The organism is Kribbella antiqua, from assembly GCF_004345665.1.
GTDB lineage: Bacteria > Actinomycetota > Actinomycetes > Propionibacteriales > Kribbellaceae > Kribbella > Kribbella antiqua.
Map to the genome: position 1 here is coordinate 130,868 of NZ_SLWR01000001.1, position 25,569 is coordinate 156,436.

General features: G+C 68.2%; 26 protein-coding genes and 1 pseudogene. 12 read left to right on the forward strand and 15 right to left on the reverse strand.

What is annotated here, in order from left to right; all coding sequences use genetic code 11:
- Positions 1-55: 55 nt before the first annotated feature.
- Positions 56-874 carry an NAD(P)H-binding protein gene (locus tag EV646_RS00660; RefSeq protein ID WP_132142817.1) on the forward strand — a complete coding sequence of 273 codons (819 nt, stop codon included), beginning with the start codon at positions 56-58 and terminating at the stop codon, positions 872-874.
- Here EV646_RS00660 and EV646_RS00665 read toward each other — a convergent pair.
- Positions 867-1,412 (reverse strand): TetR/AcrR family transcriptional regulator, encoded by a 546-nt coding sequence (locus tag EV646_RS00665; protein ID WP_132142819.1) that lies wholly within the window; start codon positions 1,410-1,412, stop codon positions 867-869. The genes EV646_RS00660 and EV646_RS00665 overlap by 8 nt on opposite strands.
- Positions 1,413-1,512: 100 nt before the next feature.
- Here EV646_RS00665 and EV646_RS00670 point away from each other — a divergent pair, with 100 nt between their 5' ends.
- Together EV646_RS00670 and EV646_RS00675 are read left to right on the forward strand one after the other, a co-directional pair.
- Complete coding sequence (locus EV646_RS00670) at positions 1,513-2,898, forward strand: MDR family MFS transporter (protein WP_132142821.1); 1,386 nt, start codon at positions 1,513-1,515, stop codon at positions 2,896-2,898.
- A gap of 55 nt (positions 2,899-2,953) precedes the next feature.
- Positions 2,954-4,045, forward strand: coding sequence for a Gfo/Idh/MocA family protein (locus EV646_RS00675; RefSeq protein WP_132142823.1), 1,092 nt, complete (start codon positions 2,954-2,956; stop codon positions 4,043-4,045).
- 31 nt (positions 4,046-4,076) lie between these two features.
- On the opposite strand, the gene EV646_RS00680 is transcribed toward EV646_RS00675, so the two are convergent.
- Both EV646_RS00680 and EV646_RS00685 read right to left on the reverse strand, forming a co-directional pair.
- Entirely contained in the window at positions 4,077-4,634 is a 558-nt protein-coding gene (locus EV646_RS00680) for a GNAT family N-acetyltransferase (RefSeq protein ID WP_132142825.1), read from the reverse strand.
- 9 nt (positions 4,635-4,643) lie between these two features.
- Positions 4,644-5,522 carry an NAD-dependent epimerase/dehydratase family protein gene (locus EV646_RS00685; RefSeq protein ID WP_241995095.1) on the reverse strand — a complete coding sequence of 293 codons (879 nt, stop codon included), beginning with the start codon at positions 5,520-5,522 and terminating at the stop codon, positions 4,644-4,646.
- A 107-nt stretch (positions 5,523-5,629) separates the two neighbouring features.
- Between EV646_RS00685 and EV646_RS00690 the strand changes: the two genes are divergently transcribed.
- The gene (locus EV646_RS00690; RefSeq protein ID WP_132142829.1) at positions 5,630-6,178 is read left to right on the forward strand and encodes a dihydrofolate reductase family protein; all 549 of its coding nucleotides are present in this window, start codon (positions 5,630-5,632) and stop codon (positions 6,176-6,178) included.
- Between the two features lie 12 nt (positions 6,179-6,190).
- On the opposite strand, the gene EV646_RS38725 is transcribed toward EV646_RS00690, so the two are convergent.
- The 4 genes and pseudogenes from EV646_RS38725 to EV646_RS00705 form a co-directional block, all read right to left on the reverse strand.
- Positions 6,191-6,358 carry a hypothetical protein gene (locus EV646_RS38725; protein WP_158290870.1) on the reverse strand — a complete coding sequence of 56 codons (168 nt, stop codon included), beginning with the start codon at positions 6,356-6,358 and terminating at the stop codon, positions 6,191-6,193.
- A 27-nt stretch (positions 6,359-6,385) separates the two neighbouring features.
- Positions 6,386-6,694: a hypothetical protein gene (locus EV646_RS00695; RefSeq protein ID WP_132142831.1), complete on the reverse strand. Its 309-nt coding sequence runs from the start codon at positions 6,692-6,694 to the stop codon at positions 6,386-6,388.
- Positions 6,695-7,507, reverse strand: coding sequence for a sulfurtransferase (locus EV646_RS00700; protein WP_132142833.1), 813 nt, complete (start codon positions 7,505-7,507; stop codon positions 6,695-6,697).
- Positions 7,504-8,158 (reverse strand): annotated as a pseudogene (locus EV646_RS00705) (thymidine kinase). The gene EV646_RS00700 and the pseudogene EV646_RS00705 overlap by 4 nt, the downstream one beginning before the upstream one ends.
- Before the next feature lie 109 nt (positions 8,159-8,267).
- Here EV646_RS00705 and EV646_RS00710 point away from each other — a divergent pair.
- Complete coding sequence (locus EV646_RS00710) at positions 8,268-9,911, forward strand: S8 family peptidase (RefSeq protein ID WP_241995097.1); 1,644 nt, start codon at positions 8,268-8,270, stop codon at positions 9,909-9,911.
- Here the strand turns inward: EV646_RS00710 and EV646_RS00715 are convergent.
- Genes EV646_RS00715 through EV646_RS00730 form a run of 4 tightly spaced genes read right to left on the reverse strand, consistent with a single transcriptional unit; the run spans position 9,908 to position 13,990 of the window.
- The gene (locus EV646_RS00715) at positions 9,908-11,026 is read right to left on the reverse strand and encodes an alkaline phosphatase family protein (protein ID WP_241995098.1); all 1,119 of its coding nucleotides are present in this window, start codon (positions 11,024-11,026) and stop codon (positions 9,908-9,910) included. The genes EV646_RS00710 and EV646_RS00715 overlap by 4 nt on opposite strands.
- Positions 11,027-11,030: 4 nt before the next feature.
- Complete coding sequence (locus EV646_RS00720) at positions 11,031-11,642, reverse strand: DUF5998 family protein (protein WP_132142839.1); 612 nt, start codon at positions 11,640-11,642, stop codon at positions 11,031-11,033.
- A 57-nt stretch (positions 11,643-11,699) separates the two neighbouring features.
- The gene (locus EV646_RS00725) at positions 11,700-13,322 is read right to left on the reverse strand and encodes an FtsX-like permease family protein (protein ID WP_132142841.1); all 1,623 of its coding nucleotides are present in this window, start codon (positions 13,320-13,322) and stop codon (positions 11,700-11,702) included.
- Positions 13,319-13,990 carry an ABC transporter ATP-binding protein gene (locus EV646_RS00730; protein ID WP_132142843.1) on the reverse strand — a complete coding sequence of 224 codons (672 nt, stop codon included), beginning with the start codon at positions 13,988-13,990 and terminating at the stop codon, positions 13,319-13,321. The genes EV646_RS00725 and EV646_RS00730 overlap by 4 nt, the downstream gene beginning before the upstream one ends.
- Positions 13,991-14,030: 40 nt before the next feature.
- On the opposite strand from EV646_RS00730, the gene EV646_RS40515 reads away from it, so the two are divergent.
- Positions 14,031-14,156 carry a hypothetical protein gene (locus EV646_RS40515; protein WP_277875083.1) on the forward strand — a complete coding sequence of 42 codons (126 nt, stop codon included), beginning with the start codon at positions 14,031-14,033 and terminating at the stop codon, positions 14,154-14,156.
- Here the strand turns inward: EV646_RS40515 and EV646_RS00735 are convergent.
- Positions 14,136-15,179, reverse strand: coding sequence for a P1 family peptidase (locus tag EV646_RS00735; protein ID WP_132142845.1), 1,044 nt, complete (start codon positions 15,177-15,179; stop codon positions 14,136-14,138). The two genes, EV646_RS40515 and EV646_RS00735, sit on opposite strands and share 21 nt — an antisense overlap.
- Positions 15,180-15,232: 53 nt before the next feature.
- Here EV646_RS00735 and EV646_RS00740 point away from each other — a divergent pair, with 53 nt between their 5' ends.
- Positions 15,233-15,748 (forward strand): DUF2087 domain-containing protein, encoded by a 516-nt coding sequence (locus tag EV646_RS00740; RefSeq protein ID WP_132142847.1) that lies wholly within the window; start codon positions 15,233-15,235, stop codon positions 15,746-15,748.
- A gap of 90 nt (positions 15,749-15,838) precedes the next feature.
- Positions 15,839-17,809 (forward strand): WD40 repeat domain-containing serine/threonine protein kinase, encoded by a 1,971-nt coding sequence (locus EV646_RS00745; protein WP_199236733.1) that lies wholly within the window; start codon positions 15,839-15,841, stop codon positions 17,807-17,809.
- A gap of 163 nt (positions 17,810-17,972) precedes the next feature.
- Here EV646_RS00745 and EV646_RS00750 read toward each other — a convergent pair whose 3' ends face one another.
- Positions 17,973-20,696, reverse strand: a complete 2,724-nt coding sequence (locus tag EV646_RS00750) for a bifunctional acetate--CoA ligase family protein/GNAT family N-acetyltransferase (RefSeq protein ID WP_132142851.1) — start codon at positions 20,694-20,696, stop codon at positions 17,973-17,975.
- A 55-nt stretch (positions 20,697-20,751) separates the two neighbouring features.
- Here EV646_RS00750 and EV646_RS00755 point away from each other — a divergent pair, with 55 nt between their 5' ends.
- The 4 genes from EV646_RS00755 (at position 20,752) to EV646_RS00770 (ending at position 24,672) form a co-directional block, all read left to right on the forward strand.
- Entirely contained in the window at positions 20,752-21,870 is a 1,119-nt protein-coding gene (locus EV646_RS00755; RefSeq protein WP_132142853.1) for an ArsB/NhaD family transporter, read from the forward strand.
- Between the two features lie 10 nt (positions 21,871-21,880).
- Entirely contained in the window at positions 21,881-23,590 is a 1,710-nt protein-coding gene (locus EV646_RS00760; RefSeq protein WP_132142855.1) for an AMP-binding protein, read from the forward strand.
- 69 nt (positions 23,591-23,659) lie between these two features.
- Positions 23,660-24,427 (forward strand): ABC transporter permease, encoded by a 768-nt coding sequence (locus EV646_RS00765; protein WP_132142857.1) that lies wholly within the window; start codon positions 23,660-23,662, stop codon positions 24,425-24,427.
- Positions 24,424-24,672, forward strand: a complete 249-nt coding sequence (locus EV646_RS00770; protein WP_132142859.1) for a DUF2630 family protein — start codon at positions 24,424-24,426, stop codon at positions 24,670-24,672. Before EV646_RS00765 ends, EV646_RS00770 begins: the two co-directional genes overlap by 4 nt.
- Here the strand turns inward: EV646_RS00770 and EV646_RS00775 are convergent.
- Positions 24,669-25,091: a TIGR03667 family PPOX class F420-dependent oxidoreductase gene (locus EV646_RS00775; RefSeq protein ID WP_132142861.1), complete on the reverse strand. Its 423-nt coding sequence runs from the start codon at positions 25,089-25,091 to the stop codon at positions 24,669-24,671. The genes EV646_RS00770 and EV646_RS00775 overlap by 4 nt on opposite strands.
- A gap of 50 nt (positions 25,092-25,141) precedes the next feature.
- Positions 25,142-25,543, reverse strand: a complete 402-nt coding sequence (locus EV646_RS00780) for a CoA-binding protein (protein WP_132142863.1) — start codon at positions 25,541-25,543, stop codon at positions 25,142-25,144.
- Between the last annotated feature and the right edge of the window lie 26 nt (positions 25,544-25,569).

Consider the following 25,569-nt stretch of genomic DNA (forward strand, 5'->3'; position numbering starts at 1 on the left):
CTACTATCCCACGACAAGTAGCGTCCTCGTCAGATCAACCGAACGAGGAGCAAACATGATCGTGGTCACCGGAGCAACCGGAAATGTCGGCCGCCCGCTTGTCCAGGCGCTGGCCGCCGCCGGGGAAGACGTGACGGCAGTGTCCCGCCGGATCGCCGAGGTCCCGGAGGGTGTACGACGCCTGCAGGCAGACCTCGCCGAACCAGAAACCCTCAAGCCCGCACTGCATGGCGCCAAGGGCGTCTTTCTGCTCACTTCCCCCGACTTCCTCGCCGCCGGAAACCTCAGCGACGCGCTGCGGGTCATCCGGGCAGCCGGAGTTCCCCGAGTGGTGCTGCTGTCCTCCCAGGGCGTCGGCACGCAGCGACACCCCTCGAACCTGGAGGACGCCGTCAGGGAGTCCGGCCTCGAGTGGACGATGCTGCGCCCGGGCAACTTCGCCAGCAACGCCTACCAATGGGCCGAATCGATCCGCACCCGACGAGTGCTGGAAGCACCGTTCGCCGACGTGGCTCTGCCGGCCATCGACCCACAGGACATCGCCGAGGTAGCAGCCGCGACGTTGCGCGAATCCAGTCACGCCGGAGTCATCTACACACTGACCGGGCCGGCGCCGATCTCACCCCGGCAGCAGGCCGAGGTGATCGGACAGGCAGTCGGCGAGCCAGTGCAGTTCAGGGAACTCAGCCGGGACGAAGCACGCAGCCGCATGCTCACCTATATGCCAGAGCCAGTCGTGGACGCCACTCTCGGCGTACTCGGTGAACCCTCCGCCGACGAACAGCGCGTCAGTCCCGACGTCGAGCAGGTCCTGGGCCGTCCGGCGCGCACGTTTGCGGACTGGGCTGCCCGGAACGTCGCTGCGTTCAGGTAACGAGCGGGAGGAAGACGTCGTCGACCAGCGACGTCAGGGTCTCCTCGGAGAGCGGTCCGCGGGTGAGCAGCATTTCGTGGCGGAGCAGGTTGGCCGGCGCGGTGAGTACGCGCGCGGGGAGGTCAGCGGTCGGGATCTCTCCTCGCGCGGCCGCTCGCCGGACGATCGTCGCCATCACTGGGGACATCCGGGTGAACACCTCCGGATCCAGATCCGGCGCCTCCGCCAGCAGTCCATGGATGACATCCGGGCCGATCGACTCGAACCGGTCCGCCATCCGCTGCAGTACCGCGAGTACGTCGCTCCGCAGGCTGCCGGTATCCGGGACATCGTCGGTGATCGACCCGGTCCGATGGCGCATGGCCGCGAGCACCAACTCGGCGCGGTTCTTCCAGCGCCGATAGAGCACCTGCTTCCCTGTCTTCGCCCGCGCCGCGACCGCCTCCATCGTCAGGGCCGAGTAACCGGACTCCATCAGCTCGTCCCAGGCGGCGTCGAGCAGGCCGGCCTCGAGCTCGGCACCTCGCCTTCGCTCCATCGATCTCCTTGGCACTTAAGAGACCTTGCGTCTCTTCACAGTCTGAGCTTACTCTGGCGACATAAGAGACGCAACGTCTCTTAGAAGCTCAGGGAGCCATATGACCATCACAAACCGCGAAACCAGCCGACTCGACCCCGCCGTGCTCAAGCTCGCCGGCGTTCTCGTCCTCGGCGCGCTCGCCCCGCTGCTCGACAGCACCATCGTCAACGTCGCCGTCCACACCCTCGGCGCCGAACTGCATGCCGCCGTGTCCACCGTCCAATGGGTCAGTACGGCGTACTTGCTCGCCCTCACGATCGCGATCCCGCTCACCGGCTGGTCGGCCAACCGGTTCGGCGCCAAGCGGATGTGGATCATCGCGCTGGCACTGTTTCTCATCGGCTCGATGCTGTGCGGCGTCGCCTGGAACATCGGCTCGCTGATCGCCTTCCGCGTGCTCCAGGGAATCGGCGGCGGGCTCATGCTCCCGATCCTCCAGACCCTGCTCATGCGCGCGGCCGGCCGGGAGCGGATCGGCCGGCTGATGGCCGTCGTCACCCTGCCCGCGATGATCGGCCCCATCCTCGGGCCCGTGATCGGTGGACTGCTGGTCGGCCACTTCAGCTGGCACTGGATCTTCTACGTCAACGTCCCGATCTGCATCCTGGCGATCATCCTCGCCGTACGCGTACTGGATCCTGACCCCGAGCCGACCACGGCCGCCCTCGACGTACCCGGCCTGGTCCTCGTCTCCCCCGCGCTGGCCGGCATCATCTACGGCCTCACCCAGGTCGGCGAGCGCGGCGGCTTCGGCCACTCAACCGTCCTCGTGCCGATCGCCGCAGGCCTGCTCCTGCTCATCGCCTTCGCCCTGCGCCGCACCGCCGAGCCGCTCATCGACCTCAGCCTCTTCCGGACTCGCTCCTTCGCCGCGTCGACCGCGCTGCTCTTCCTGACCGGCTTCTCCCTGTACGGCGCGATGCTCCTGCTGCCGCTCTTCTACCAGCAGGCCCGCGGCGAGGGCGTCATCGCGGCAGGTCTGCTCCTCATGCCGCAAGGCCTGGGCAGCTTGCTCGCCCGCGCCGCCGGCGGTCTCACCGACCGACTCGGCCCGAAGCCGGTCGTGATCGCCGGCATCCTGCTCACCGCGCTTGGGACCATCCCCTTCGCCCTCGCCGGTACGACGTACTGGCTGCTCGGCGCCGCGCTCGTCGTACGGGGAGCAGGGCTGAGCGGGGTCAATCTGGCTATGATGGTCGGCGCGTTCCGCGACCTTCAGCCGCAGCAGATCCCGCATGGGAGCAGCACGACCCGGATCATGCAGCAGCTCGGCGGATCGTTTGGCGCGGCGACCCTTGCGGTCATCCTGCAGAGCCAGCTGACCGCGCATCCGGCGGATGTCGCCTACGCGGACACCTTCTGGTGGGCGATCGCCTTTACGGTGGTTGCCGTAGTACCGGCGCTTGCTCTCCGCCGAGACGCGCCGTCGCCGCGACGGTCTTGACATCGTCGGATAGCGTTTTCCAGTGACCGGAAATTCTCTGCCAGGTAGGAGCGAGATGGCTGACTCGACAGACCACCAGGTCGCGATCGTGGGCTGCGGCATCATCGGCCGCACCCACGCCGACACCATCGCGGCGCGACCCGACGCGACTGTCACCGCACTCGTCGACGGCGATGCCGCCGCCGCGACGGCGCTCGCGGCCCGGCTGAAGGAAGCAGGTCAGCCCGAGCCCAAGGTGTACGACGACCTCACCTCGGCGCTGAGCGGATCGAACATCTCGCTCGTCGCGATCTGCACCCCGAGCGGCACCCATGCCGCCCTGGCCGAGCAGGCGCTCAACGAGAAGAAACACGTCGTCATCGAGAAGCCGCTCGACGTCGATCTCACGCGGGCTCGCCGGCTCGGCGCGGCCGCAACCCGCGCCGCGAGCCATGGCATCGTCTCCTCGGTGATCAGCCAGCACCGGTTCGACCCGGGCAGCGCGCTGGTCAGCCAGGCGATCCGCAGCGGCCGGTTCGGTCAGCTCACGTCCGCTGTCGCGACGGTTGCCTGGTGGCGCAGCGACGAGTACTACGCCTCGGCAGGCTGGCGTGGGACGTGGGCGCAGGACGGCGGCGGAGCGCTGATGAACCAGGGCGTGCACACCGTTGACCTACTGCTGTGGTTCATGGGCCGGCCGGTGAACATCCAGGCCCAGGCCATCCGCGCGGCGCATCACGCGATCGAGGTCGAGGACACCGTGGTCGCCACGCTGACCTTCGAGTCCGGCGCGGTCGCCACCCTGCACGCGACGACCGCGGCCTTTCCTGGTGGCCGGACGCGGGTGTCGGTGCACGGCACGCAGGGCGGCGCCGAGGTCGAGAATGACCGGCTCCGGCGGTTCAACGTCGACGGCGACAAAGAGGACGCCCCGGTCGACGCCGGCGAGCCCGGTGGCCACAAGGCGCAGTACGACGACATCCTCCGCGCGATCGCGGATGGCGAGCAGCCGGGCATCACTGTCCACGACGCGATCGACGCTCTCGCCACGGTCCGCGCCGTCTACATCGCCTCCACGCTGCAACGGCCGGTCAAGTTCCTCGACGTCCTCGAGGGCAGGTACGACGATGTCGAGGTCTCCCGCGGCATCGGGCTGCCACCGAGCTGAGGTTGTGTCACGGCTCGCGGGCTGAACCCCGTCAGGCGCCGGGCGCGCGGTCGTTGAGGATGCGCTGGTAGAGGTTGCAGTCCTGCCACTCGCCGGCGATGTGCAGGTACGTCGGAGCGAAGCCGATCTGAGCGAAGCCCGTCTTCTGCAGGACGCGCTGCGAGGCGGCGTTGTTCGCCAGGGTGCTCGCCTCGATGCGGTGCAGGCGGAGCTCGGTGTCCGCGATCTCCAGGACGGTCTCGACGGCACGCGTCGCCAGCCCGCGCCCGATCGCCTCGACGGCCAGCCAGTAGCCGACGTGGGCGCTGCGGAACGGCCCGGGGACGATGTCGTTCAACGTGATGGCGCCGACTACTCGGTCGCCCTCGACCAGCAAGAACGGAACCGTCTGGCCGACCTTGTACCGCTCGAGCTGGCCGCTGAGCTTCTCCTCCTGGCCGGCCGGGGTGAACCACTTCTCCGGCCGGTCCGGTTCCCAAGGTCGCAGGTGGTCCCAGCTGCGGGTGTAGGCGTCGGCGAGTGCCTTGGCGTCGTCGAGGGCCGCGAGACGGAGCTGAACGTCGGGCGTCAGCGGGCGGGGATCGATCACCTGCGTAGCTTAGAGCTCGAGCGGTAGCGTCGGCAGATCGAGTTCGTGCCGGGCCTGGAATCCGAGCACGGTCCGCGCCGCGGTCAGGTCGATCGGCACCTCACGCCCGACGAACCGCCGCAGCCGCGGCACACCCGGCGCGAAGGCATCCAGCAACGCCTCGGTCTCGTACGGCGTATTTGTGTTGCTCGCGGCAACGTAGAAGACATGGGCCCCGGACAACGTTGCCGTCAGCCCCAGTTCGATCGCGTACGCCGCATCGCGCGCATCCAGGTAGCTCCACCCCTCCCGCACGCTGGCCCGCGGGTCCTCACGCGACCACCCGGCGTGCTCCGCCACGATGTCGGCGGTGTTCGTGTGCGGGAAGCGGAACGCCACCACATCGATCCCCCACCGGCGCCATGCCATCCGCGCGGTGTTCTCGTCACTCTGCTTCGACAGCGAGTACGGATCGGCGATATCGGACGGCAGCTTCTCGTCCAACGGGTAGTAGGCCGGCAGCGGCTTGTGCAGGTTGAACGGAACCCCGGTCGCATTGATGCTGCTGGCAATCACCGCCCGCTTGATCCCGCGCTCCCCGGCCTGCGCAAGTACGTTGAACGTCGACACCACGTTCACGCTGTAGACGTCGTACGGCGTCCCCGCGGACGGGTGCGGCAACGCAGCAAGATGCACGACCAACTCAACATCCCGCAACGCCTCGGCGACATCGGCCTCGGACCGCGTATCGCCGGTCAGGATGCGGTCTGCCTTCAGGTCAGGGTGCTCGAGATTCGACAGCGTCGTGACCAACGCACCGGCCTCGGTCAAATACCGCGCCGTGGTCAGCCCGATCCGCCCGGTCGCACCGGTGACCAGCACCCGCCGTCCGTTGAGTGGTGAACTCACTCGTCGACCCTCCCGCCTCCGGAACACCAAGAACAGCATCACAAGTATCAGAAACACCAGCAGTTCAGCACTGTTTTTGCGGTGGCCTGAGATGCACATTTGAGCTCATGGGACACACCGTGCTGTTCATGTCCATGTCGCTGGACGGCTTCATCGCCGGCCTCGACGACGACCGCAGCCAGCCCTTCGGAGCCGGCGGCGAGCGGCTGTTCGCCTGGGACGCCTCGGACGACTCCGCCCGTGTCCATGCCGAGTACGACGCCACCGGCGCCGTACTGGCGGGACGTCGTACCTATGACCTCGTCGACGGGTGGGGCGGCGACCACCACGGCGTGCCGGTTGTCATCGTCACCCACGCTGCACCGGCCAAGGTACCCGACGGCCCGTCGTCATTCACCTTCGTCACCGACGGCATCGCACGGGCCGTGGCCCTGGCGAAGGAAGCAGCCGTCGGCAAGGATGTGCTCGTCCACGGCGCCGACATCGCCCAGCAACTGCTCCGCGCCGGCCTCCTGGACGAGATCCAGCTCCACCTCATGCCAGTCCTCCTAGGCCAAGGCCGCCCCCTCTTCGGCACCACCCCCGTCGAGCTCACCATCCTCCGCGTCGTCGACACCCCAGCCGCCACCCACATCCGCTACCGCGTCTCGAGGTAGACAGCCGAGGTCCTAGACCTCATGGAGGACCAGCACCTGGTGGGACCGGATGTGCCGGACAACCTCGTAGTCCTGCACCGCACCCACCTGAGGTGGCTCACCAGACCAGTCGACCACCGCGAACTCGTCCTCGCCGATCCGCACTGTGCATTCGCGGTTCGACAGATAGAGACCTGTCACGACGCCGGAAACAACCGTGCCGACGGGCTATCGGTCCGCCCGATTAGCGGGCCGGCGACGATCAGGAGCTCGCAATGCGGCGTCCAGTGGCCACAGCCTCACCTGTCCACGGCTGTGCTGGGTCACCTCAAAGGTCGCTTCGGTGCCGGCGGCCGGCCATGCGTTCGGGTCGATCGGCAGCGTGAGTACGTCGAGATAGCCGAACCGGTGGTCGCCGAGATCGACAACCATGCCCGCCGTTCCCGGGCGGTCCGGCAAGATCCACCGGACGAACCGGCCGCGCACCTCCGTGCCCAGCGGGTACCGAGCTCTAACCTCGTCGAGTTCGTCCGGCATTCAGTCCTTGCCGGTGGCTACTGGGCGGGTCGGGTCGGTGATCCATTCGGACCAGGAGCCGACGTAGAGGGTTGCGGGGATGCCGGAGATTTCGAGGGCCAGGGCTTCGTGGGCGGCGGTGACGCCGGAGCCGCAGTAGACGCCTACTTGGGTTGACTCGTTGGCGCCGAGCTTTTCGAAGCGTTCGCGGAGTTCGGCGGCGGGGAGGAAGCGGCCGGTCTCGTCGACGTTGGCGGTGGTGGGGGCGTTGACGGCGCCCGGGATGTGGCCGGCGACCGGGTCCATCGGCTCGACCTCGCCGGCGAAGCGCTCCGGTGCCCGCGCATCCAGGAGTACGCCGGATGCCGCCACCTCCGCAGCTCCAGAAGCGTCCAGGAGAGGGATGTGACCCGCCGTCGCGATGAAGGAACCGTTGCCGTCGGCAGGTACTTCGGCGGTCACCTCTCCCCCGGCCGCCTTCCACGCCGCGAGCCCACCATCGAGAACCCGCACGTCCCGCAGACCGAAGTACCGGAAGATCCACCAGGCCCGCGCGGCCGCCGTCGAGTTCGCCGCGTCGTACACGACGACCGGGGTGCTCGGACCGACGCCGGCACGCCGCAGCGCGCCGGTCACGGTGGTTGCTGCAGGCAACGGATGGCGTCCGGGTCCGGGCGGTCCGGCGAGCTCGGTGTCCAGGTCGACGAAGTACGCCCCCGGGATGTGGCCGGCGTCGTACGCCTCCCGCCCCGGCGGACCGGCCAGGTTCCAGGTGACGTCAATCAGCACAGGCTCCAGAGCCCGCAGCTCGTCGACGGTGATCAAGGGACTCACGATGCGGCTCCTCCGAATGGCAGTACCTCGGGTGACAGGGTCGCACGGGCCCGTGCCTGGGTGAGCCGGCGCCGGTGATGCCGCCGGCACAGCACCTCATAGGAGACCTCGTGGTCGTGCCTCTCGATGTCGCCGACCACTAGCTGCTCGCCCTCTGTCACCATCTCACCGCCGATCGTACGTGCGTTGTGGCGTGGCTCGCTCACCGCACCAGCACAACGCCTCGACCTGCAGCAGCTCCATCCGGTCCGCCAGCTCCACCAGCCGGGCCGAACCCGGGAAGAGCGTCGCGCGGAAGTCGGTCAGGATCCCGAAGCAGAAGACGTCGATCTGCAGCTCGTCCACCAGCCGGGCCAGCTGCTCGACCTGCAGCGGGCTGTAGAACTGCGCCTCGTCGCACACCACGTAGTCGATCCGGCCGCCGTGCGTCAGCTCACCGACGGCGTACTCCCAGAAGTCGAACTCCGTGCGTACCTCGATCGCCTTCGCGGCCAGTCCGAGCCGGGACGAGAGCACCGAGTCCCCGGCCCGGTCGTGGCTGGTGAAAATCCGCCCGATCCGTCCGCGCGCCTTGTGGTTGTGGTCCATCTGAAGCGCCAGCGTGGACTTGCCGCAGTCCATGGTCCCGGTGAAGTAGAGCAGCTCTGCCACGGGCGCACATCCTGCCAAGTCAGCGGTCCAGCCGGTACGGCGGGGTGGCCCGCCATAACGATCGCCGAGTCGACTTGGGTTCTGAGCCTCCGGGCGGTTTGAATGGATCGTGCGCAAAGCCCTGCTCCTATTCCTCGCGGCGTGTCTCGTCACCGCGTCCGCCACGCTGCCGACGGCTGCCGCCGTACCGTCCAAGGCCGAGGCCGGGCTCCGCGCGTACTTCGTCATCACCGAGCCGAAGCAGACCGCGAAGGTCACCAGCGCGGTCGCCGGCAACGGCGGAACGGTCTATGCCACCTACGACGCCATCGGCGTGATCGTGGCCCACTCCACCGACACCGAGTTCGCGAACAAGATGCGCGGCGTCGAGGGTGTCCAGAAGGCCGGAGCCACCCGGACGTCGGACCTGCCCGCGGATGTCGACAGTCCAGCACTGCCGTCGCCGGTCACCGAGGTGCCGAGCACTTCGCCGGAGACCGACCGCCCCGACATGGCCCAGATCGGCGCGGACAAGGCCTGGGCGAAGAACCCCGGCTCGAAGTCCGTCACGGTCGGCGTCCTCGACACCGGCATCGACGACCAGCACCCGGACCTGAAGGCGAACTTCGACGCCACCAAGTCCGCGTCCTGCGCCTACGGCAAGATCGACACCCGAGCGGGCGCGTGGCGGCCGGTCGGTGAGCACGGTACGCACGTTGCCGGCACGATCGCGGCCGCCAAGAACGGCACCGGCATGATCGGTGTCGCGCCCGGCGTGAAGGTGTCGTCGATCCGGGTCGCCGAGGCCGACAGCCAGCTGTTCTTCCCGGAGAACACGGTCTGCGCGTTCATGTTCGCCGCCGACAAGGGTGTCTCGGTCACCAACAACAGCTACTACACCGACCCGTGGCTGTACCTCTGCCCGTCGGACCAGGACCAGGACGCGATCTCTGAAGCAGTACGACGCGCGGTCGCGTACACGGACTCCAAGGGCGTGGTGAACGTCGCCGCGGCCGGCAACGAGGACTACGACCTGGCCAACAAGTCCGAGGACGACACCAGCCCCAACGACTCGACGCCGACCATACGCACGGTCACCAACGACTGCCTCAGCCTGCCGACCGAGCTGCCGAACATGGTCGTGGTCGCCTCCGTCGATAGCCTGAACGCCAAGTCCCGGTTCTCCAACTTCGGCGAGAACAAGATCAACGTCGCGGCCCCAGGTGAGAACGTCTACTCGACCGTTCCCGGCGGCGGCTATCAGCAGATGAGCGGTACGTCGATGGCGTCGCCACACGTCGCTGGAGTCGCGGCACTGCTCCGGAGCGCGAATCCCAAACTGACTGCCGCCCAGGTCCGCGGCAAGCTGGCGACTCAGGCCAACGACCTGGCCTGCCCGGCCGGCTCATCGGCCGAGTGCATCGGCGACGAGGCGAACAACTCCTACTATGGCGAGGGCCTGGTCGACGCCGCCGAGGCGGTCGGCGCAGCGTCCGCACAACCAGCAGGCGCTCTCGAGATCACCAAGCCGGAGGACCAGATCGGCTTCGGCGGCATCCCTGGGATTCCGCTGCTCCTGAAGGGCTCCGGCGGAAGCGGCGAGATCAGCTACACCGCGACCGGCCTGCCGCCGGGGCTGGCCATCGACAAGGAGCGCGGCTGGATCACCGGCGTGCTCACTCCGGGCTCCGGGCGCTACAAGGTGACCGTGACCGCCCGCGACGAGTCGAAGACGGCCCAGGCCACCTTCTACTGGAACGTCTGGAGCTTCTAGGCGTCGACCAGCAGCGGGATTGCCATTTCGTCGTACGTGAGCGATCCGTGCAGGCCGATGAGTCCGGCCTCTTGCGGATAGCGCCGGCTCGCGACCAGGGCGACCGGACCGAGCGTTGCGACCACGACATCGCCGAGTCGTGGCGCGACGCGATCCTCGACGGCGCCGAACCAACCCCGCCCGACCGCTTCTTCGCGACTCAGCACGAGTGCCTTGTCCCCAAGGCGTTCCCGGTACGCCGCTTCGACGCTGCGAGCGGCGCCGTCAACGCAGTACAGGTGCCGGAAGCGTGACTCGCCTGCGATGAGTCGCAACCCATCGGTCAGCTCCGGCTCCGCGTCGAGGTCGATCCGGTTCTCCGGCGCGACGTCGACCATGCCGTGGTCAGCGACGATCACCAGTACGGCGTCTCGCGGCAGCGAGGCGCGGACTCGCTGAGCCAGCACATCCGCCGCGGCCAGCTCCTTGCGCCACTGCCCGGATTCGCAGCCGTGGTTGTGGCCGGTGTAGTCGAGCTGGGAGTCATACACATACACCAGTGACGAGCTGCCCTCGCGACTCGCGAACCGGGTCGCGTCCAACCGATCCTCGACGGTGTCCGCGCCGCGATGCTTGCTGCCCCGGAAGGCGGCCGCCGTAAGACCGGAGGTGTCGAAGCGTGCCTTGCTGACGTTGCGCGTGGCGACGCCGGCTGCGGCGATCCGCTCGAACACAGTCCCGTGCGGCTGCCACTTGCGCGGGTCCACCGGCGCATCCCACGACAGTGCGTTCAGCAACGCACCGGACTCGGGCACGATCGACGTGTAGCCGACAATCCCGTGCGCACCGGGCGGCAGCCCAGTGCCGAGGCTGGTGAGGCTCACCGCGGTCGTAGACGGCACCCCGGCGGTCAGACTGCGCCCTGTCGGTAGCAGCGACGCCAAGTACGGCGCCGCGTCCGCGTGCCGCTGCAGCAGGTTCCACCCGAGCCCATCCAGCAGCAGTACGGCGTACCGCGGTGCTGGCGGTAGTCCGAGGACGTTCTGCTCGTTTGGCACCGACAGGGCGCCGGCAACCGATGGCAGCACGTCGGCGAGCGACCCACCGCCGTACTGTGGGGCTACCGGCGTCAGCACGGCACTACCTGCTGGTGGCGAACGACAGCGCCTGCGCGAAGTCGAGCACCTGCTGGATCCCGGCCGGTCCATCGGCGGCGGCACTGATCCGCAACGAGATGTCGTCGGCCGCGACCGAACCGGTGTAGCCGTGGTCGGCTTCGCAGTTCGGGTCGGCGCAGACGGCCGGCTCGAGGTCGATCCGGTTCACCATGCCCCAGCCGATGGTCAGCACGACCTCACCACCGCCGGCGACCGCCGGGTCGGACTTGCCGGAGGCGTAGCCCGCCGGGTTCGGCACGACCCGGTTGACCACGACCGCGTTGACCCGCTGTAGCGGGATCGCCTCGGTCGAGGTCGACGCGTACGGCGCTTGGATCAGGTCGTCGGCGGCGTGCTCGTCGGTGTGCCCGACGATCAGCCGGCTCGGGGTCAGCGCCAGGATGGTGATGTGCCGCCGGACCTCGTCGCGATCGAACGTCGGCTCGTGCTGGAGCACGAACGCGCGAATCGGTTCGCCCGCGATCGCCACCGCAAGCGAGTCCGTCACGACATCTGGGTAGTAGCCGCACCGGTCGATCGCCTCACGCAGCGCTGCCGAGGCGTCTGCGAGCTCCGGTGCATTCAGATCACGCATGCCCTCATCCTTGCACGAACCCGGCCCGGGGCAATTTGGCGTTGTGGACAACCGCGATCAGTTCGCACTTGCCTTCCGTAGTACCGGTGCACCGGCTGCACCCGCGACCGCGACCAGCACAAGTCCGGCCACCACTTGCCCGATCAGGAGGAGGACGCCGGAATTCCCCTGCGTGACGATCTTTCCTCCGCTCAGGGCCAGCCCACACAGGGCACCGAACCCGACCACTGGCAGACCGACGCCGATCACCGGTACGACGGCCGCGACTCGCGCCGAGCGTTCGATCACCTGCAACGGCACACCCGACCGCCTCAGCGCCCGCGCCGGAGCTGCCTGGTCCAGCGCCGTACCAACCGCACCGGCGGCCGTCGAAGCGGCAACAGTCAGGAAGACAAGGCTCAGCAGCAGCGCAACACCGATCCGCAGGTCGTGGAAGGTGGCCTCGTCCTGGCCCTGTCCGTTCGGCATGAAGACCGAGATGAAGCCGGTGACAAAGCCACTCAGCACCAGCGCAGCCACCGGGCGGAACGCGCCCTTGGGGTCGTCAGCCAACCGCCGTCCAGCAAGCAACGCCACCGGGCCGTTCGCCAGGCCTGCCATCGTCTTGCCGATCAGTTGCACCGCCCACGGCCCGACCACCCGTACGGCGAGCGCGGCCATGCCTACGCCAATCATCAACGGGATGACCGCAGCCTTCATGCCGTAGATCCCCAGCACCACCGGACCGATCACCAGCAACCCCAGCCGCAGTGCACTCGTCGCCTTACGAGTCTGACCGCGTACGACGCCCAGCGGCGTGATGCTGACACGTCCAAGCCCAATCAGAGCGCTGATGACAGACAGGATCGGCACTGCGACCAGTACGACAAGTACGAGCCACCAGCTGACGGTGATGTCGTGCACGTACCAGCGACCGCCGCCGAGCGGGATACGCGCGATGAGCGGGCTCAAGACCGTGTAGCCGACCAGTCCGACGACTGCACCGGCCAGTCCGACCACTGCCTGCTCTACTGCGCTCAGCCAAAGCACCTGGGTCCTGGTAGCTCCAGCCAGGCGGAGTGCGGCCAGGCGGTGCTCACGACGCTTGGCGGCGACACCCGCTGCTTGACCGACAAGACTGAGGATCGGGAAGAGCACCAGGGTGATGCCGAACGCCACAGCGATGAGCAGGCCCACCATGCGACTGTCCATGACCGAGTCACGCCAACTGCTGACGTACTGCGGGTCGTCGACGCGTGCGACTCCGCGGATGACGACCAGCTCCTCCGGCGAGGACAGGCCCTTGTCGCTGATCACTCCGGTCGGCTTGGGGCCGGGCCAGTGCTTGGCCAGCTCAGGCGAGACGAAGACTTCGCCAGGCTTGGGTGTGTGGTCGAGGCCGGGCGGTGGTGGTAGCTGGTTCGGCCGCATGGTTGCGAGGTCAATACGCAGTACTTGACGGCCGTCGACTGTCTCCTCGGTCTGGCCGATCGCACCGATCGCGGACGCCGGGTCGGCTTTGTCGGCGCCGCGCCAGCCGATCCGGTCGGAGCGGTGGACGAGGCCGAGTGATCCAGCGACTAGGAAGGTGAGGAGCAGCGCGACGACTGCGGTGGCGCCGAGGGCCGCGAGGTTGGCTGCCCGGCCGCCGGGGCCTGGTCGCCGTACGAAACGGAGACCGAGATCTGTCATCGGGCTCATCGGCTGCTCACCCGCCCGTCGACGATCTGCAGCACGCGGTTGCAACGGGCCGCGACGGCGTTGTCGTGGGTGACGACGACTACTGCCGCGCCGCGGTGGGTGGCGGCACCGACGAGCAGGTCGATCACCTGGGCACCGGTGGCCGCATCGAGCGCGCCGGTGGGCTCGTCGGCGAAGACGGCCTGCGGCTCGCCGACCAGCGCCCGGGCGATGGCGACACGCTGGGCCTGACCGCCGGACAGTTCACCCGGACGACGAGCTGCCTCCGCAGCCAGCCCGACCTGCGCGAGCATCATCCGCGCCCGGCCGATCGCATCCCGTCTACTCACGCCGTCGACCATCAGCGGCAGCGCGACGTTCTCATCGGCCGGCAACTCAGCCAGGAGCTGGTTGTCCTGGAACACGAACCCGAGCCGGCGACGTCGCAGTACCGTCCGCGCCGCGTCGTTCAGCTGGTCCACCCGCTCACCGGCCAGCCAGACCTCACCTTGGTCAGGCGTGAGGATGCCGGCCAGCACATGCAGCAGCGTGGTCTTGCCGTTGCCGCTCGGGCCCATCACCGCCAGCGCTTCTCCCGACCGTACGGCGACATCGACACCGGCCAGGCCGACGACAGGACCGTAGTACTTGACCAGACCGTGGCCGCTGAGGACAGCTTGCTGCTGCATGGGAGGCTGGACTACCTGGGGACTTTGAAAGCTCATGGTGATGAGCCTTCCTGGGATCGCCTGCCGGATCGTCGGCCCGCGGACCGGTCTTGCGACCGCCTTCGGGAGCGCTTTCGTCGGGCGCGCGTACGACTGCGGTCGTACGTCAGTCGACCCGGAAGGCTGAGGGGTAGGCGTCGCGGTAGCTGAGCAACCGGCCTTGCGCGGTCTCAACGGTCTCGGCGTTGAGCATCGCGTGCACGACCGCCCGCGTGAGCGTGCGCGCCGCCGCCGCGTAGACGGTCTCGAGCGGCATGACTGCGGCCGGGTCGGAGACGCTCAGCCTGGGCCGATCGTCGCCGGCGATCCGGGTCGAGAGCGCGAAGATGCTGTCGCCGTCGACCAGCGTGTGGATCGGATCGATGGCGCGGGCCAGCCCGTCGTGGGCGATCATCGCCATCCGCTTGGTCGCCGCTTTGTCCAGCGGTACGTCGGTCGCCACCACTGCGATCACCGTGTTCATCCCGGGCCGGGAAGAGTCCGGAGCCGGCGGTGGTGGCTCCGTCGGCGTCCGCAGGTGGGTGAACTCCTCGCCGAGTCCGTAGCGAGCGCCGTAGAAGTTGCCTTCCGCATCGACCGTCGAACCCGCCGCGTTCACGATCACCAGCGCGCCGACCGTCGTACCGTCATCCATCCGGACACTGGCCGACCCCACGCCGCCCTTGAGACTGCCCGCCCGCGCGCCCGCACCGGCGCCATGGTTGCCAAGGGCAACAGAATCGCCGGTCGCCGTGGCGATCGCATCGGCGCCCCAGGCCGGCTCCGGCCGAGCCTGGAAACCGCCACCACGACCGAGGTCGAAGATCACCGCGGTCGGCACGATCGGCACCACGTCCTTCTCCCCCGGCCCGACCCGCACGCCTTCACCGCGCTCCTCGAGCCACCGCATCACACTGCCGGCGGTGTCGAGCCCGTACGCACTTCCGCCGGTCAGCACAACCGCGTTGGCGCCCTGGTTCGAATTCACCGGCTCGAGCAGATCGGTCTCCCGCGTCCCCGGTGCACCACCGCGCACATCCACGCCGGCGACCGCCGTCCCGGGCACGTGCACAACCGTCGTACCAGTCAGGTACGGCGCATCGACCCGCTCCACCTGACCGACCAGAACCCCAGGCACATCCGTGATCGCGTTCTGCGGACCAGGCTTCATGCATCCTGTCTAACACACGAAATCCAGTTGCCACCCGCATTAGCGTGAAGCGTATGAACGCCGATCTGCTCTGTGGACTGCTGGCCGAACCGTCGAGGCTGCGGACGTACTCCGCCGTCGTCCTCGGCGCCACCACCCCCGACCAGATCTCGTCAGCAACCGGACTCCCCGCCGCCACGGTCGTCAAAGCCCTTCAGCGCTTGACGAAAGGCGGCCTGATCACCGCCGACCTCCAGGCAAACGAGTCAGCGTTCAAAGACGCCGTCCGCTCCGCCCGCCCCGAGCGCGAACCACTCGACCCGGACCCAGACCGCGACGCCGTACTCAAATCCTTCATCCGCGACGGCCGCCTGACCCACTTCCCGACCGTCCCGGCAAAGTTCCAGATCATCCTCGAGTACGTCGTCACCAGCTTCGCCCCCGGCCACCCCTACCCCGAACCCGAAGTCAACACCATCCTCAACCACTACCACCCCGACCACGCCACCCTCCGCCGCCAGCTGGTAGACGCCGGCCTCCTGACCCGCACCAACAGCACCTACACCCGGCCAACTGGACCTGCCACCTGAAAGAATCCACCCTCTGACTCCATGTGATCGCCGGAGGGTGCCTTGAAGCCGTTGGGAACGGCAGTCCCAAGTCAGGTCGGGCAGTACCGTGTGCTCGCCGAGCTGGGGCGGGGCGGCATGGGCCGCGTGTTGCTGGGCGGCGGACCTGATGGCCGCCTGGTCGCGCTGAAGCTGGTGCATGAGCAATTCGCCGGGGACGCTGGATTCCGGGCCCGATTCAGCCGTGAGGTCGATGCGTCCCGGGCCGTGTCCGGTGCCTACACCGCCGCTGTGGTCGACGCCGACCCGGACGCGCCGACACCGTGGCTCGCGTCCGTCTTCGTTCCCGGCCCCTCGCTGGCCGAGGCGATCCAGACCCTTGGTCCGCTGACGGAGCAGTCGGCACTGCGGCTGGCCGCCGGACTGACGACCGCGTTGATCCAGATCCACCGCGCAGGACTGGTTCATCGCGACCTGAAGCCGTCCAATGTGTTGCTCGCGGAGGACGGTCCCCGGGTGATCGACTTCGGCATCGTGCGCGCCGTCGATGACGACCGGGCGGACATCACCCGGACGGGATGGCTCGTCGGTTCGCCCGCGTTCATGTCTCCCGAGCAGGCGAAGGGGCAGCAGATCACCCCGGCCAGCGACGTGTTCTCGCTCGGCTCCGTGGTGGTTGCCGCGTGCACCGGTACGAGCCCGTTCACCGGCGCCACCGCGCTGGAGACACTCAACAACGTAACGCGAGCTGACCCCGACCTGTCCGGGGTCCCCGCCACCATCCGCCGCCTCGTCCAACCCTGCCTGGCGAAGGATCCGGCTGAACGGCCCACGCCGGCCGACTTGCTGACGTCGATTGGCCACATCGCTCCATCCACTCAGCCATGGCCTGCCGCCGTCCACGGCCTCATCGCTCAACGCCGGTCCGACCTCGCCGTCCTCCTCACCAAAGCCCCAGGGGAACCCACGGTGGTCGACGGGGCCAATGCTCCGACCGTCGCTCAAACCCGACTGGATTCGCCCGCCGGCGCGAGCGCACCAGTTCACGTGCCGTCGGTCCGGCGGATCCGGCGGCGGGTATACCTGAGTGCCGCCGTCGGTGCGTTGGTGCTGGCCGTCGTACTGGCCTGGAACTTGTGGCCGTCGGGTCTCACCGAGGTCGGCAAGGTGAGCGGCTTCGCGGAGGTCGACCAGGTGGTCTTCAGCCAGGATGGCAGCGTCCTGGCCAGCGTGTATGACGACAACACCATCGAAGTGTCGAACACCGAAACTCACCGGCGCACCGGTCAAATCATCGGCCCACTCGGAGGTGACAATGACCCTGAGGTGAACGATGCGGCCTTCAGTCCCGATGGCAAGGTCCTGGTCACTGTCAGCAGGCAAGCGTCCGGCGTCAGCGTGCAGCAATGGAACGTGGAGACCGGGGCGCAGATCGGGCAACCACTCATCGTCAGGGGCGGGGTTTCGGCCCTCAGCCAGGATGGCCGGAAGCTGGCGATCCTTGTCGCGGCAGCCCGCATGCAGGTCTGGGACGTGGCCGGCCGCCGGCAGATCGCGCAGGTCACTGGTACGCAGCCCGAAACCAAAAGTACGGCCTCGGTGTTCAGTCCCGATGGTCAGAGCATCATCGGTAGGCCGTGGGAAGTCTCAGGCGATCAGGCCGGCCTGAACAACCTGGTACTGAGCGATGTAGGCAGCCAGAGGCCCGAGGGCCGCACCATCCGTGCTCCTTCGGGGACCAAGTTCGACGTATACGCGTTCAGCCCGGACGGCCGCTTGCTGGTCACCGCGGGCACGGATGAGACCGTACGGTTCTGGGACGTGGCCACGCGGACTCAGACACTCCAGCCCGTCAAGGTTCCTGGCATGCTCTTCCAGGCAGCCCTCAGCCCGGACGGTCGTGCCCTCGCAACCGTCGAATTCTCCGACAAGCGCCGGCTACGGCTCTGGAACGTTGCTGATGGCAAACAAATCGGCCCCTCCATCGAGGGCGTCGTGATGATGGCCTTCAGCCCCGACAGCCACACCTTCGCCACCGCCGGCAAGGACCACACCACCCGCCTGTGGAGCGTCCCTGGTTAGGCCAACGACATCCGCAACCAGTGGAACCCCCAACCACAGCATCTACACTCGCGCTCCACCACGAGCCCTCCTGGCCGGGCCCGATAACGGGATATATGACGGATAGCCCTCTATTTACGCGCTATCGGTAAAACAATCCGCTATCGAGCCGCCGAACAGCACATCAGGTGAGTCGGCGGGCTGGAGTGTCCTGGCGTGGCTTTTCGTTTGGGGCGATGCGGATGGCGGTGTCCAAGACCGTAGCGCCGTGAGCTGATACCAAGACCGAGCGGAGGTCGAGTTTGACGACCTCCTCCAGGTCGAGGGTCAGGCGGGAGACGCGGTGCAGCAGGTCCTCGATCGCGGAGATGTCGACCGGGTCCGTGCCTCGGTAGCCGTAAAGCAGCGGCGCTGCCCGGACCTCGCGCACCATCTCCGCCGCGTCCCGGGTCGTCAACGGCGGCATCCGATAAGACCGGTCCCCCAGCAGATCAGTAGCAACGCCGGACAACCCAAACGTCACCACAGGCCCGAACGACACATCCTCCAACGCCGAAATCACCACCGGCACCCCAGGCGGTGCCATCTTCTGTACGACGAACTGCGCCCGCCCCGGGTCCGCGGCGACCCCGAAGGTCCGCGTCATCTCGTCCCAAGCCCCACGCATGTCGTCCTCGTCGTGGATATGGCGCCAGATGTCCGCGAGATCCGGCCGCATCCGCCACTGCTCAGCGGTCGCCTTCAGAATCACCTCGAAGCCGAGCTCAGAAGCCCGTGCCACCGCCTCGTCCTCGCTCTGCACCGGGAACGCCGGCAGCACCTTGATCCCGTAGAAGCTCAGCAACCGCTGCTTGTCCTCGTCGGACAGATCGTCGCCGGCCGGATGCCGCTGGAGGAACTCCGCGACGAAGTCCTCCGCAGCACGGGTGTCAACATCCGGCAAGTCAGGGATCCGCGAATCCGCCCGCCGCCGCCACTCGGCGTACTGCGTCGCCTTGGCCAGCGCCCCCACGGCGTACTGCGGGTTCAGGAACGACGGGATCGACCCACGCGCCGCACCACCTTCGCCGTCCGGCACGCGCAGCGCCTCGGGAACACTCCGCGACGCGAGGAACGTCGAAACGACCGGCTTGTCCGAACCAGCAGCGGCCGCGGCAACGACCCGCGCAACCTCGACGCCGTTCGACTGCACCGGCGGCGTGTAGATCACCACAACGGAATGTACCCGCTCGTCGGCGAACACTTCCCCCAACGCCGCGCCGAAGTCCTCGGCCGTCGCGTCCGCACTCAGGTTGCGTGGCTCCCCCGCCACATCCAGCCCACAACCCGCCATCGTGTCGAGCGCGAGCAGCGTCAAAGCGTCCGAGTTGCTGACGATCGCGACCCGGCGGCCCTTCGGCAGTGGCTGGTGCGCGAGCAGTTGAGCCACGTCGAACAGCTCACCGGTCGTGTCGACCCCGATCAGCCCGCTCTGCCGGAACATCGAGTCGATCGTTGCCGGCGGCAATTGACTGCGCCGTACCATCTGACCGAGCGGCACACCTTGCGTGGCGCGGCCCGACTTCAGCGCGATCACCGGCTTCCGCCCGGCCAGCCGGCGCGCGACCCGGCTGAACTTGCGCGGGTTGCCCAGCGACTCCAGATACAGCAGCACGACCTCGGTCGCCTCGTCGCCGTACCAGTACTGCATCAGGTCGTTGCCCGACACATCGGCCCGGTTCCCGGCCGAGACGAAGCTCGACAGCCCGAGACCACGCCCGACCATGTCGGCCAGGATCGGTACGCCGAGCGCGCCCGACTGGCAGAAGAACGCCACCCGCCCGCGGCTCGGCATCAACGGCGACAGCGTCGCGTTCAGCGTCACGCCGGGCGCGGTATTGATCACCCCGAGCGCGTTCGGCCCGATCACCCGCATCCCATACGACCGAGCCAGCCCGACCAGGTACCGCTGCCGCTTCCGCCCCTCGTCCCCGATCTCCGCGAACCCGCTCGACACCACGACCAGCCCACGCACCCCCTTGGCCGCACAGTCCAGTACGACGTCCGCCACCGTCTCAGCCCGTACGGCGACCACCGCCAGGTCGATCGTGTCGTCGACATCGCGGATCGTCGGAAACGCCGGCACACCCTCGATCTCGGCGGCGTCGGTGTCGGTGTTGACGGCGTACAGGCGACCGGGGAAACCGCCGTCACGCAGGTTGCGCAGCAGGGCGTTCCCGATGGTCCCCTCGCGCCGGCTGGCGCCGATGACGGCGACCGACGCCGGCGAGATCAGTCGCGCGATCGACATCGCCTCGGACCGCTGCTCTCGCGCCTGCATCACCCCGAACGACGTGTCGGTCGGCGCGATGTCGAACTCGACCACGATCACGCCGTCCTCGAACTCCCGGGCGACCTTGTACCCGGCCTCGGTGAAGACGGTGATCATCTTCCGGTTGTCCGGCAGCACCTCGGCGATGAACCGGGCGATCCCGTTCTCCCGGGCCGCCTGGGCGAGATGCTCGAGAAAGAGCTGCCCGAGGCCGCGGCCCTGGTGCGCGTCCTCGATCAGGAACGCGACTTCCGCCGTACGGCGACCGGTCCGCTCGTAGCGACCGACGCCGATCATCTCGTTGCCGACGGTCACGATCAGCGCCAGCCGGTCGTGGTAGTCGACCTGGGTGAATCGCGCCACATCGCGGTCCGAGAGCTGGGGATACGGGGCAAAGAAGCGGTAGTACTTCGACTGCTCGGACACCCGCGCGTAGAAAGCGACCAGCAGGTCGGCGTCGTCCGGGGTGATCGGCCGCAGGTGTGCGGTGGCGCCGTCGCGCAGGACGACGTCCGCCTCGTACTCCCTTGGATAGTCGGGCGGGAGCTCCGGGCCATACTGGCCCGGTTGCTGCGTCTGCTGCTCCGGCGGTGTCACGCGGCCAGCGTACTCAAAGAGATCCACCGGAGGTTGTGAATTCCATGAGCCCTACATGTGGTGGCTGAGCGCACTCGGTGGGCTCGCCGCGGTGGTTTCCGGGCTACTGGGGCTGTCCGACGCCCGTGATGTCCTCGAGCGGATCGCGCCCGTACTCGTCTTTCTGGTCGCCGTGACGGTGATCGCGGGCCTGGCGGACGCGGCGAAGGTGTTCGAGGTGGCTGCTCGGGAGGCCGCTCACCTGGCTCGCGGGCGGGTCTGGCGGCTCTGGCTGCTCGTTGTCGCGCTTGCCACGGCGCTGACGATCGTCCTGTCGCTCGACACTTCCGCTGTGCTGCTCACCCCGGTCGTGCTCGCGATGGCTCGGCAGCTCGGCCTCCCGCCGAAGCTGTTCGCCTTCACGACCGTCTGGCTGGCCGGTACCGCCTCACTGTTGCTGCCAGTGTCGAACCTCACCAACCTGCTGGCTCTGCATCACTTCGACGAGCTGCAGGACTACCTCGCACTGAGCTGGCGACCCGCGCTCGCCGCGATCCTGATCACGGTGGCCGTGCTGGCCGTGCTGTTCCACCGCGACCTCCGGCGGTCGTACGACGTACCGCCGACGCCGCGCGCGGACGACAAGGTGCTGTTCTGGGGTTCCGCCGGCGTGTGCGTGCTGCTGGGCCCCGCCTTCGTGTCGGGCGTGAACGTCGCTTGGCCGGCTTCCATCGGCGCGGTCGTGCTGGCGGTGTTGTTCGCCGTACGACGCCGCGAGGCGCTGAGGTGGTCGCTGATCCCCGCCAAGCTGGTGGTCACGGTGGTCGGGTTGTTCCTGGTCGTCGGCGCTCTCACCGCACACGGGCTCGAAGGGATCCTCAGCCGCGTCGCCGGCTCCGACTCCGAGCTGCGGCTGAGCATCACCGCCGCGCTGGGCGCGAACATTGTCGACAATCTTCCTGCCTACCTTGCGATGGAACCGGTTGCCTCGGCCGACGGTCACCGCATGATGGCGCTGCTCATCGGCGTGAACTGCGGCTGCCTGCTCACCCTCTGGGGATCGCTCGCGACCCTTCTGTGGCGCGACCGCTGCGACGCCGCCCGCGTCGACATCTCCTGGTGGTCCTTCCTCTGGCGAGGGCTGATCCTGACGCCACTCGTTGTGACAGGAGCCGTCGTCGCGCTCGGTGGGTAATGTGCGGGACATGGCTACGGAGCAGAGCACGGCGGACGTGACGCGGGAGTTCCGGGCGGCGCGGGATTTCCTGGTCGCGCATCGCGAGGACTACGAGACGGCGTACCGGGACTTCAGCTGGCCGGCGTTCGACCGGTTCAACTGGGCGCGGGACTGGTTCGACGCGCTCGCCGTCGAGCAGCCGGATGTCGCCGCGCTGACGATCGTAGAGGAGGACGGCGAGGTCATCTCGCAAACGTACGCCGAGATGGCCGAGCGGTCCGGCAAGGTTGCCGGCTGGCTCACCCAGGCGGGACTGCAGCCAGGCGACCGGGTGCTCATCGTGCTCGGTAACAGAGTCGAGCTCTGGGAGACCATGCTCGCCTGCATCCGGGCCGGCGCGGTGATGATCCCCGCGACCACACTGCTCACCGACGCCGATCTCGCCGACCGGATCGCGCGTGGCGGCGTACGGGCGGTTGTCACCAGCAGCACGGAGGCCGGGCGGTACAAGGGCATCGCCGACCACTGCCTGCGTGTAGCGGTCGGCGAGCCAGTGGACGACTGGCTCCACTACGACAGCTCGGCGCAGTACGACGGTCCCGCGCCGGAGGTCGACACGTCCGCCAACGACTCGCTATTGCTCTACTTCACCTCCGGCACGACCAGCCAGCCCAAGCTCGTCGAGCACACTCAGGTCAGCTACCCGGTCGGTCACCTCTCCACCATGTACTGGATCGGCCTCCAGCCCGGCGACGTCCACCTCAACGTGTCCTCCCCGGGTTGGGCGAAACACTCGTGGAGCAACGTCTTCGCGCCCTGGAACGCCGGCGCGACCGTCTTCCTCTACAACTACACGCGCTTCGACGCCGAGAAGATGCTCCAGATCCTGCAGACGTACGGCGTGACGACGTTCTGCGCACCACCGACGGTCTGGCGGATGCTGATCCAGGCTGACCTGTCCGCGGTGGAGGTGCAGATCCGCGAGTGCATCTCGGCCGGTGAGCCGCTCAACCCGGAGGTAATCGAGCAGGTCCGCAACGCCTGGGGTGTCACCATCCGGGACGGCTACGGGCAGACCGAGACGACCGCGCAGATCGGGAACCCGCCCGGCCAGCCGGTCAAGCTCGGCTCGATGGGCCGGCCGCTGCCCGGGTACACGATCGCGCTGATCGACCCGTCGACCGACGAGATCGGCGACGACGGCGAGATCTGCATCGAGCTCGCGCCCGCGCCGGTCCCGCTGATGCGCGGCTACCGCGACGCCCGCGAGCTGACCGACGAGGTCATGCGTGGCGGTTACTACCACACGGGCGACGTGGCGAGCCGGGACGCGGACGGCTACATCACGTACGTCGGCCGATCCGACGACGTGTTCAAGGCCAGCGACTACCGCATCTCCCCGTTCGAGCTGGAGTCGGTGCTGATCGAACACCCGGCCGTCGCCGAGGCGGCCGTCGTACCGTCGCCGGATCCGGTCCGGCTCGCGGTGCCCAAGGCGTACGTCGTACTGGCCGCCGGGCATGAGCCGTCGCGGGAGCTGGCCGGGGAGATCCTGAGCTTCTGCCGCGAGCACCTGGCGCCGTACAAGCGGATTCGGCGGATCGAGTTCGCCGAGTTGCCGAAGACGATCTCCGGGAAGATCCGCCGGGTCGAGCTGCGCGCGGACGAGGCAGCCAAGGTCGAAGCCGGCGAGCCCGCAGCACAGGCATACGACGAGGCCGACTTCAAGGAAGGCTGATACCGGGGGGCCGTGCTTCGAGGCGGGGCGATGCTCGGGCGGCGGTGAGGTGCGTGCTGGAATGGGCGGATGTCTTTCGACACCGGGCTGGGGCTTGCGGCCGTCGTTGTCCTCCCGCTGCTGATCGCGATCGGCGTCGGCGCTTCCCGGTACGCCGGTCTGCGGCATGACAAGGGCATCCTCACCGCGGCTTTGCGAGCCGTCGTGCAGCTCGCCGCGGTCGGCGCCGTCGTCGGAGTCGCGCTGCAGCACACGCTCGGCGCTCTAGGCTTCGTTCTTTTGATGTTCGTGGTCGCAACCTTCACGAGCACGAGGCGCCTCCGCTCCAGCGCGGTCGTCCCCCGGCAGTGGATGTACTGCGCCTGCGCGATCGGCGGCGGCGCACTCGTCGTACTGCTGCTGCTCATCCTGCCCGGCGTCGTCCCGCGCAACCCGGCGACGATCCTCCCGATGGGCGGCATCATCGTCGGCGGCGCGATGACCGCCACCACCCTGGCCGGCCGCCGTGTCCTCGCCGAGTACAGGACGAGGTACGGCGAGTTCGAGGCCGGACTGTCGATCGGCCTGCTCCAGCCGGACGCGTTCAAACTCGTCGCCGGCCCGGTCGCCGGCGACGCACTCCTCCCGGCACTCGACCAGACCCGCACCGTCGGCCTGGTCACCCTGCCCGGCGCCTTCGTCGGAATGGTCCTCGGCGGCGCCTCCCCGACCGCGGCCGCGGCCCTGCAACTCGTCGTACTGATCGGATTGGTCGCCGCCGAGTCGATCGCCATCCTCATCATCACCGAGTTGCTCTCCCGCTCGGCCCTCCCGGACGGGCGTACGGTGTCCTCATGAGCGACGACAAGAGCATCTTCGGCCGGATCGACGAGCTCGTGGCCGAGGAGCACGAGCTGCGGACCAAGCACGCCGCGGGAAACATGACCGACGCCGATGAGCACTCCCGGCTGCAGGCGCTGGAGGTCGAGCTGGACCAGTGCTGGGACCTGCTTCGGCAGCGCCGCGCCAAGCGTGAGTTCGGCGAGAACCCGGACGACGCCCAGGCGCGTGACGCCGGCACCGTCGAGGGTTATCTCGGCTAGAAACCGCGCAGTTTCTGCGGAGTGATCCGGACCAGGACCGAGTACGACGCATGGAACTGGTCCGGCGTCATCCCGAGGCCGGCGATCGCGTCGGCGTACTTCGCGTTGTACGCCGCCCGCGCCTCTCCACCGATCGGATCCGGCTCGATCACCGCCGTACCGGAAATGACCCCGACGTCACCGCCGCTGTGGGTCGCGTTGAAGTTCAGCGCCACCTGGGGATGCGCGGCCACATGACGCAGCTTCGCGGTGCCGGGCTGGCTGCTGACCAGGATCTGCCCGTCGTGCCAGAGGAACCAGACCGGCTTGGGTGCCGGCGTCCCGGACGTGCCGACCGTGGTCAGCCACAGCACTACCTCGTCGTCCAGCTGCCGGGTGATGCGCTTGCCGAAGTTGGTGGACGTGTCGATCGTGAACATCGGAGCCCTTCTCGTTTGATCATCCCCGCCCCACCGCCCCGGTCGGGGATTCAGGTCGGACCCAGCCGGCCCCACTCGATCGCCGGGCAGCGGTTCATCACCATCGTCAAGCCTGCCGCGGTCGTGCGTGTGTAGGCGTCCGGATCCACTACATCGAGCTGGAACCACACCGCCTTCGCGTTGATTCCCACCGCCTGGTCCGCGATGTCACCGGCCAGCTCCGACCGGACGAACACGTCCACACAATCCACCGGAAACGGGATCTCCGCGAGCGTCGCGTACCCCTGCTCGCCGTGCACGGTCTCGGCGTTCGGATGCACCGGCACGATCCGCTTCCCGTGCCCCTGCAGGAACCGCGCCACGCCGTACGCTGCCCGGCTCGTGTTGTTCGACAGGCCCACGACCGCCCACGTCTGGCAGTCGGCCAAGATCTTCCGGATGTCGGAATCCATACCTCGATCCTCTCTCAGCCGCGCAA